This is a genomic window from Phenylobacterium sp. (genome assembly GCF_004299445.1).
Taxonomy (GTDB): Bacteria; Pseudomonadota; Alphaproteobacteria; order Caulobacterales; family Caulobacteraceae; genus Phenylobacterium.
This window is the reverse complement of the sequence record NZ_SCTC01000042.1, coordinates 90,316-97,740: the sequence shown is the minus strand read 5'-3', so window position 1 is coordinate 97,740 and position 7,425 is coordinate 90,316. Positions and strand designations below refer to the sequence as shown.

The 7,425-nt window shown below is 69.2% G+C and carries 7 protein-coding genes; 4 read left to right on the top strand and 3 right to left on the bottom strand.

Annotated elements, in window-relative coordinates:
* Nucleotides 1-783: amino acid--tRNA ligase-related protein (locus EPN98_RS11430; protein WP_293362828.1), on the bottom strand; the 783-nt coding region annotated here is incomplete at its 3' end.
* 131 nt (nt 784-914) lie between these two features.
* Between EPN98_RS11430 and EPN98_RS11425 the strand changes: the two genes are divergently transcribed.
* Together EPN98_RS11425 and EPN98_RS11420 are read left to right on the top strand one after the other, a co-directional pair.
* Nucleotides 915-2,354: an amidohydrolase gene (locus tag EPN98_RS11425; RefSeq protein WP_293362824.1), complete on the top strand. Its 1,440-nt coding sequence runs from the start codon at nt 915-917 to the stop codon at nt 2,352-2,354.
* A 2-nt stretch (nt 2,355-2,356) separates the two neighbouring features.
* Nucleotides 2,357-3,703: an amidohydrolase family protein gene (locus tag EPN98_RS11420; protein ID WP_293362823.1), complete on the top strand. Its 1,347-nt coding sequence runs from the start codon at nt 2,357-2,359 to the stop codon at nt 3,701-3,703.
* Here the strand turns inward: EPN98_RS11420 and EPN98_RS11415 are convergent.
* Both EPN98_RS11415 and EPN98_RS11410 read right to left on the bottom strand, forming a co-directional pair.
* Nucleotides 3,669-4,466 (bottom strand): hypothetical protein, encoded by a 798-nt coding sequence (locus EPN98_RS11415; RefSeq protein WP_293362822.1) that lies wholly within the window; start codon nt 4,464-4,466, stop codon nt 3,669-3,671. The genes EPN98_RS11420 and EPN98_RS11415 overlap by 35 nt on opposite strands.
* Nucleotides 4,467-4,512: 46 nt before the next feature.
* Complete coding sequence (locus tag EPN98_RS11410; RefSeq protein WP_293362821.1) at nt 4,513-5,877, bottom strand: serine hydrolase domain-containing protein; 1,365 nt, start codon at nt 5,875-5,877, stop codon at nt 4,513-4,515.
* Between the two features lie 114 nt (nt 5,878-5,991).
* Between EPN98_RS11410 and EPN98_RS11405 the strand changes: the two genes are divergently transcribed.
* Entirely contained in the window at nt 5,992-6,483 is a 492-nt protein-coding gene (locus EPN98_RS11405; protein WP_293362820.1) for an NAD(P)H-dependent oxidoreductase, read from the top strand.
* Nucleotides 6,484-6,680: 197 nt separating this feature from the next.
* Nucleotides 6,681-7,424, top strand: a complete 744-nt coding sequence (locus EPN98_RS11400; RefSeq protein ID WP_293362819.1) for a hypothetical protein — start codon at nt 6,681-6,683, stop codon at nt 7,422-7,424.
* Nucleotide 7,425 lies beyond the last annotated feature (1 nt).

The following is a 7,425-nucleotide window of genomic DNA, read 5'->3' as shown; positions in this document are numbered from 1 at the left end:
CCCGTGCATCACGGGCTCGATGGCCGCGAAGACGTCCTCCTGGGTCACGAAGCTCATCTCGACGTCGAGCTGGTAGAACTCCAGGCTGCGGTCGGCGCGCAGGTCCTCGTCGCGGAAGCAGGGCGCGATCTGGAAATAGCGATCGAAACCCGAAACCATCAGCAGCTGCTTGAACTGCTGCGGGGCCTGCGGCAGCGCGTAGAACTTCGTCGGGTGCAGCCGCGACGGCACCAGGAAGTCGCGCGCGCCTTCCGGCGAGCTGGCCGTCAGGATGGGCGTCTGAAACTCTAGGAAGCCCTGGTCCATCATCCGGTTGCGGATCGAATGGATCACCTTCGAACGCAGCACGATGTTCTTGTGCAGGGTCTCGCGGCGCAGATCGAGGTGGCGGTTCTTGAGACGGATTTCCTCGGGGTAGTCGGGCTCACCGAACACCGGCAGCGGCAGCTCCGAGGCTTCCGACAGCACGGTCACCGCCACGACCTTCACTTCGACCTCGCCCGTGGGCAGGTTCGGATTGATGGTCTCGGCCGTCCGCGCAACGACTTCGCCGTCGACGCGGATCACGCTCTCGGCGCGCAGGCGATCCACGGCGTCGAAGCCCGGCGTGCCGGGGCTCAGCACGAGCTGCGTCAGGCCATAGTGGTCGCGCAGGTCGATAAAGATCAGGCCGCCGTGATCGCGCTTGCGGTGAATCCAGCCCGAGACGCGAACGGTCTTGCCGGTATCGGCGGCGCGAAGCGCGCCGCAGGTGTGGGTGCGGTAGGCGTGCATTTTCTTCAGAAATCAGGGTGATTTACGAGGCGCGGAAGGGCGCATGGGGGATCGCGAAAGTCAAGGCGCGTGGCCGTCTGCGATGCCTTGACAGTCGACCCTTGCAGGTCTCGGATCGCAGCTTCCGATCGAGGGATCCAGTGAAGCACGTCCTCAAGGCGGCCCTCGTGGCCGCCGCCGCCGCGAGCCTTGCCGCTTGCGCCACGACCGCGCCCAAGCCTGCCGACAAGCCGAAGGGTGAGTCCCAGCCTGCCGCACCCCTGGCCAAGGGGCTGGATCCGGCGGCGAACAAGGACCCTTTCCCCTCCACATATCACGCCCTGCCCGGCCGCAACGTGGCGATCATCGGCGCGACGGTGCTGACCGGCACGGGCGCCCGGATCGAGAACGGCACGGTGCTGATCAAGGCTGGCCGCCTCGAGGCGGTGGGCGCCGGCGTCGCGGTTCCCGCGGGGTACGAGACGGTGGACGCCCGCGGCAAATGGGTGACGCCCGGCCTGATCGACACTCACAGCCACCTCGGCGTCTACCCCGCGCCTCAGGTTCAGGCGCACTCTGATGGCAACGAGGCCACCGATCCCAACACCGCCCAGGTGTGGGCCGAGCATTCGGTGTGGCCGCAGGACCCGACATTCAACCTGGCCCGCGCCGGCGGCGTGACGACGCTGCTGGTGCTGCCGGGCTCGGCCAACCTCTTCGGCGGTCGCGGCGTCACGCTGCGCAACATCCCCGCTCGCACCGTCCAGGACATGAAGTTCCCCGGCGCGCCCTACACGCTCAAGATGGCCTGCGGCGAGAATCCCAAGCGCGTCTACGGCGGCCGCAGCCGCAGCCCGTCGACCCGCATGGGCAACGTGGCGGGCTACCGCGCCGCCTGGATCAACGCCGCCGAGTACGCCCGCAAGTGGGACGACTACCGCGCCAAGGCCGCCCGGGGCGACAAGGCCGAGCCGCCCAAGCGCGACCTGCAGCTCGACACCCTGGCCGGCGTCCTGAAGGGCGAGATTCTGGTTCAGAACCACTGCTACCGGGCCGACGAGATGGTCCAGATGATCGATATCGCCAAGGAGTTCGGCTACCGCATCACAGCCTTCCACCACACGGTCGAAGCCTACAAGATCGGCGAAATCCTGGCCGCCAACGACATCTGCGCGGCCACCTGGACCAACTGGTGGGGCGGCAAGCTCGAGTTCTATGACGCGATCGAGGCCAATGTGCCGCTGGTCGAGGCCGCCGGGGCCTGCGCGATCATCAAATCGGACGATCCCGACCTGATCCAGCGCCTGAACCAGGAAGCCGCCGAGGCCATGGCCGCCGGGCGCGCCGCCGGGATCAACATCACCGAAGCCCAGGCGATCCGCTGGATCACCGCCAACCCGGCAAAGGCGCTGGGCATCCTCAAGGAGACGGGCACGCTGGAGGTTGGCAAGCGCGCCGACGTGACCCTCTGGGACGCGAACCCCTTCTCGATCTACGCCCGCGCCCAGCGGGTCTGGGTGGATGGCGGCCTCGCCTACGACCGCAATGATCCGCGCTTCCAGCCCAAGTCAGACTTCGAACTCGGCCTGGAGGGCCGCTGACCATGAAACGGCTCGCCCTCCTCCTCGCGACCACCGTGCTGGCGACGGCCTCGGCCGCCCAGGCCGCCACGGTGGCCATCATCAACGCCCGCATCCTCAGCCCGAACGCCGCCGAGATCGCCAACGGCACGGTCGTCGTGCGCGACGGAAAGATCGTCTCGGTCGGCGCGGGCGGGGCGACACCGGCGGGGGCCCAGGTGATCGACGCCAAGGGCGGCGTCGTCACTCCCGGCTTCGTGGCGGTGAACAGCAGCCTGGGCGCGGTCGAGATCTCGGCCGTGGGCGACGACGCGTCGGTCAACTCCAACGACCTCGGCGCGGCGTTCGACATCCAGTACGCGCTGAATCCGGACTCGGTTGTGATCCCCGTCGCCCGCCTAGGCGGCATCACCAGCGCCATCGTCACGCCCCGCGCAGAGGGCGGCCAGGGCGGCGCGGGCGAGCATGACGACAGCGGGGCCGAGGGGACCTCGGGCGCGGCCACGTCGGACCACGCCCACAGCCTGTTCGCCGGCCAGGCCGCCGTCATCCAGCTGGCCAAGGGCCAGGAGATGCTTGTGAAGCCCAGAGTGGCCATGGTCAGCCCCTTCGGCGAGGCCGGCGCCAAGGTGGCCGGCGGCGCACGCGGGGCCAACTTCGTGCTGCTGAAGGAAGCGCTGGGCGACGTGCGCGCCTACATGCGCAACCGCGCCGCCTTCGAGCGCGCCGGCTACCGCGACCTGTCGCTGTCCCGCGCTGACCTCGAAGCGCTGATCCCCGTCGTTGAGGGCCGCATGCCGCTGGTGGCGGTGGCCAATCGCGCGTCCGACATCCGCGCTGTCCTGAAGCTGGCCCGCGAAGAGAAGCTGAAGCTGATCCTGACGGGCGCCGCCGAGGCCTGGCGCGTCGCGCCCGAGATCGCCGCCGCCGGCGTGCCGGTGATCCTGAACCCCGTGCTCGACCGGCCGACCAGCCTGGAGACCCTGGGCTCGACACTGGAGAACGCCGCGCGCCTGGAGAAAGCCGGGGTGGTCGTCGCCATCGAGGGCAACTCGGGCGCTCATCGCGCCCACGAGATGCGCTACAATGCCGGCATCGCCTCGGCCAACGGCATGACCCGCCAGGGCGCGCTCGCCGCCATCACCCTCAACCCGGCCCGCATCTTCGGCGTCGCCGACCGCGTGGGCTCACTGGAGCCGGGCAAGGACGCCGACCTGGTCATCTGGTCGGGCGACCCCTTCGAGCCGCTCTCGCGGCCGCAGCTGATCCTGGTCCGCGGCGAGGCCCAGCCCCTGCGCTCCCGCCAGCTCGAGCTGCGCGACCGCTACCTCGACCTCAAGCGCCCGATGCCGCCGGGATATACGTACTAGGGTCGTTCCGGCGGGCCTGAGCGGCGAGCAGCCCGGCGCCCAGCCACAGGCCGATGATCGGGCTCATGCTCATGCCGACCAGCGGGACCGGGAACCAGCCGACGAGCGGCATGAGCGCGGCCAGCATGGCGTAGGCGGCCAACGCCAATGCGGCGGGCGTTCGCGACATGCCCAACGACAGGCAGGCGCCGATGAGCGCCGTCCACGCAGCGACCGCCGCAAGCGGCGAGACCGCCCACGCAAGGCGCATGATCTCTTCGACCTCGGCGACCGGCGCCAGCGGGTCGGGGCGTCGCCAGGCGAGAATGACAGCGAGCCCAATCGACCCGAAGCCCCCGGCCTTCGCCCAAGTCCGTCCTCGGCTCATTGCGATCAACACCGCCAGCCCGCCGCCCCAAGCCATTGCTTGCGAAGCGTCGGGCTGCACCGCGAGCAACGCGATCGTCGCAACTGCGACCGCCCATCTCCACGCCTCGGCCCGGGCCGCGATCGCAGCGACCGCCGGGGGCAGCAGCACCTGGGCCACATTCAGGTGCAGCGGACCCAGGTCCACCCACCGGTGCACGCCCTGGAGATCGGCGCTCAGGAAACTCGCTGCGAGGCCGATCGGCGCGAGCCCCAAGAAGACAAGCTCGGTCCGTTCCCCCGCCCGAAGGGCAAGACCGACGGCGAACGCTGCGCCCACGATCCAGGCGACCGGGTTGCGTAGCCAGACGCCGACCGCAACGCCGCTGATCGCCGCGACAGTGCAGCCAACACCCACCGCCGCCAGCGACAGCCCGGCGAAAAGGAGGAGCGGTCCGTACCGCCTATTTCTCAGGATGCACCAGCGCCTGGTAGGTCAGCGTCCGGGACATCTGGCCGAGATCGTCGCCGCCCGTGCCGCCCAGGCGCTGGATCATGCCCACGAAGACCACGTCGTTTGTCGGATCCACCCAGAACCAGGTGCCCGCCGCGCCGCCCCAGCTCATGGAGCCCTTGCCTTCCAGCGTGCCCGCGACCCGCGGTTCGTTGACCACCATGAAGTCGAGGCCGAAGCCGACCGCTTCGTTGAAGCGCAGACCGCTGGTGCCGTTCGAGTTCACCAGCACGTTCCGGGGGATCATGTTGGTGCCCATCAGCTCCACCGAGGCCGGCGACAGGATCCGCACGCCGTCCAGTTCGCCCTTGTTCGCGATCATCTGGGCGAAGCGGGCGTAGTCCATGGTGGTGCCGACCAAGCCGCCGCCGCCCGACGGCGCGGTGGGCGGGATCAGATAGGTCGGCAGCGGGTTGCCGAAGATGACGTCGGCTTCCTCGATCTTTCGCGTCTCGCGGTTGAGCGCATAGACGGCCGAGAAGCGGTCCTTCTTCGCGGCCGGCACATAGAAGGCCGTGTCCGTCATCTTCAGCGGCTTGAAGATGCGCTCGTCCATGAACTGCGCCAGCGGCTTGCCTGAGAGCTTCTCGACCAGGTAGCCCTGGATGTCGACGCTGATGGAATAGCGCCAGGACTCGCCCGGCTGATAGACCAGCGGGATCTTCGCCGTGGCGTTGATCATGTCCTGCAGAGTTCCCGCGCCCAGCGCGCGGTTCTCGCGGAACAGCTTGTCGACCGGATGCTTGTCCTGCAGGCCATATCCGAAGCCGGCCGTGTGGCTCATGATCTCGCGCATGGTGGGCGGGCGCTTCATGGGCACGAGCACCGGGGTCCCGTTGCCCTCCTCGTCCACGCCGGTCATCACCTGCAGGTTCTTGAACTCGGGGATATAGCGGGTGACCGGATCGTCCAGCCGCCACTTGCCCTCTTCGAACAGGATCATCATCGCCACGCCGGTGATCGGCTTGGTCATGGAATAGACGCGGAAGATCGTGTCCTCGGTCATCGGCGTGCCGGCGGCGAGGCTCTTCTTCCCATAGGTCTTGAAGCTGACGACCTTGCCGTGGCGGGCCAACAGAGTCGTCATGCCGGCGACCCGGCCCTCGGCCACGACGCCCTGCATGTAAGTGTCGAGCTTGGCCAGGCGCGCGCTGTCGAAGCCTACGGCCTCGGGACTCGCGGCCCGTGAAAGCGCCGGCGTCGAGGCGTGGGCCGCAGGCTTCCGAGCCGTCTGAGCCGAGACCTGGACCGGCGCGAGCGCCAACGAAATGGCGGTCAGCGCAGCCGTAAGCCGCGCCCCTTGACGAAGCAGCATCCCAGTCCCCTCCCAACACCTGTTGGGTTCGAGATTAGGGTACGTTCGACGCCACGCAAGCACAGGTGAGTTTCATCTCGGCAATCCACCGCGAAAGTCGCTAGCCTCGGCGGCATGAAGCGGCTCCTGATCGTCTGGCATTCGCGCACGGGCGCGGCTCGCGCCATGGCCGACGCCTCCGCCCGCGGCGCGTCCGCGGAAACTGGGGTCGAGACGGTGATGCTGTCAGCCGACGCAGCTGGGGCGGCCGACCTGCTCGCCGCAGACGGCTACCTCTTCGCATGCCCCGAGAATCTCGCGGCGATGTCTGGCGCCATGAAGGAGTTCTTCGACCGGAACTACTATCCCGTCCTGGAGCGCCTGAGCGGCCGCCCCTACGCCATGCTGATCGCCGCCGGCAGTGACGGAACCGGCGCCGTGCGTCAGATGGCGCGTATCACCCTGGGCTGGCGGCTGAAGCCGATCGCCGAACCCATCATTGTCTGCACCCACGCCCAGGCGCCCGAGGCGATCGAGGCGCCGAAAGCCGTGGCCGAGGCCGATCTCACCCGCTGCCAGGAGCTGGGCTCCGCCCTGGCCGCTGGGCTTTCGATGGGTGTCTTCTGAGGGGGAGTCGCCCTCGTGGATGTCGCCGCCCTTCCCTTTGAAGTCGAACCCCGGCCAGCGGTCGGCGCGCGGGTCGCCGGCGTGTGGCTGGCCACCATCGACGAGCTCCAATCGGTGAAGTCGGGACCCAGCCGTGCTACAGGCGCAGGCGTAATGGCGAAGCGCCGCCCCTGCGGCGCCTGGGGCAGGTTGCGGATATGCTGCGCATCGAACTCTCGGCGCTGAGCGCCCAGGAGCTGAAGCGGCTCCTCGACATGGCGCGCGCCCGAAATCAGACCGCCCTCATCCACCAACTGAACGCCGAGCTGGAAAGCCGCCCGACCCGAGTCGAGGACTGGTCACCCCTGCCGATGAATTACGCCAGGCCGGACCACGCCGCGCCCGAAGTCGCGCTGGCGCCGCCGCGCCGCAACGGGATGATGGCGGCCACGGCGGCGCTGGCCGCCTTCGTGTCCGCCGCCGTGACGTGGGGCCTCAGCGTGCCGCCGCCTCAGCCCGAGGCCGTCGAGACGCCCCGCGCCGCCGTCGTCCTGGCGTCATTGGCGCCGGTCGGCCCACCTGCCGGTTTCAGCCAGACGCCGCGGGAAGCGTCATCGGCCGGATCTGAGTCGGCGCCCGGACAGCTCGTGCGCGCCGAACCGATCGCACGCAGTCGCAACAGCAATCGCTGCTACGACCTCCCGACAGCCGCTGATCGCCTGGTCTGTGGCTATCCCAGCCTGGCCAATCAGGACCGCCAGTTGCGCAGCGCCTACGACCGCGCCCTGGCCGCCGGGGCTGATCGCCGCGACCTCGACCGCGCGCAGGCGCTCTGGCGCGCGGCCAGCGAAAACGTGTCGGATCGTGCGGCGCTTTCCGAACGCTATGCCCGCCGAATCCGCGAGTTGGAGGCCGCAGCGTCGCCGCCACCGCCACCGCCTGCCGACGAGCCGCCGTTCTAGT

Bases quoted from the DNA above. Each gene is read 5' to 3' on its own strand.
- EPN98_RS11420 (WP_293362823.1), top strand. From the start codon at position 2,357: ATGAAACGGCTCGCCCTCCTCCTCGCGACCACCGTGCTGGCGACGGCC.
- EPN98_RS11410 (WP_293362821.1), bottom strand. From the start codon at position 5,877: ATGCTGCTTCGTCAAGGGGCGCGGCTTACGGCTGCGCTGACCGCCATT.
- EPN98_RS11405 (WP_293362820.1), top strand. From the start codon at position 5,992: ATGAAGCGGCTCCTGATCGTCTGGCATTCGCGCACGGGCGCGGCTCGC.
- EPN98_RS11400 (WP_293362819.1), top strand. From the start codon at position 6,681: ATGCTGCGCATCGAACTCTCGGCGCTGAGCGCCCAGGAGCTGAAGCGG.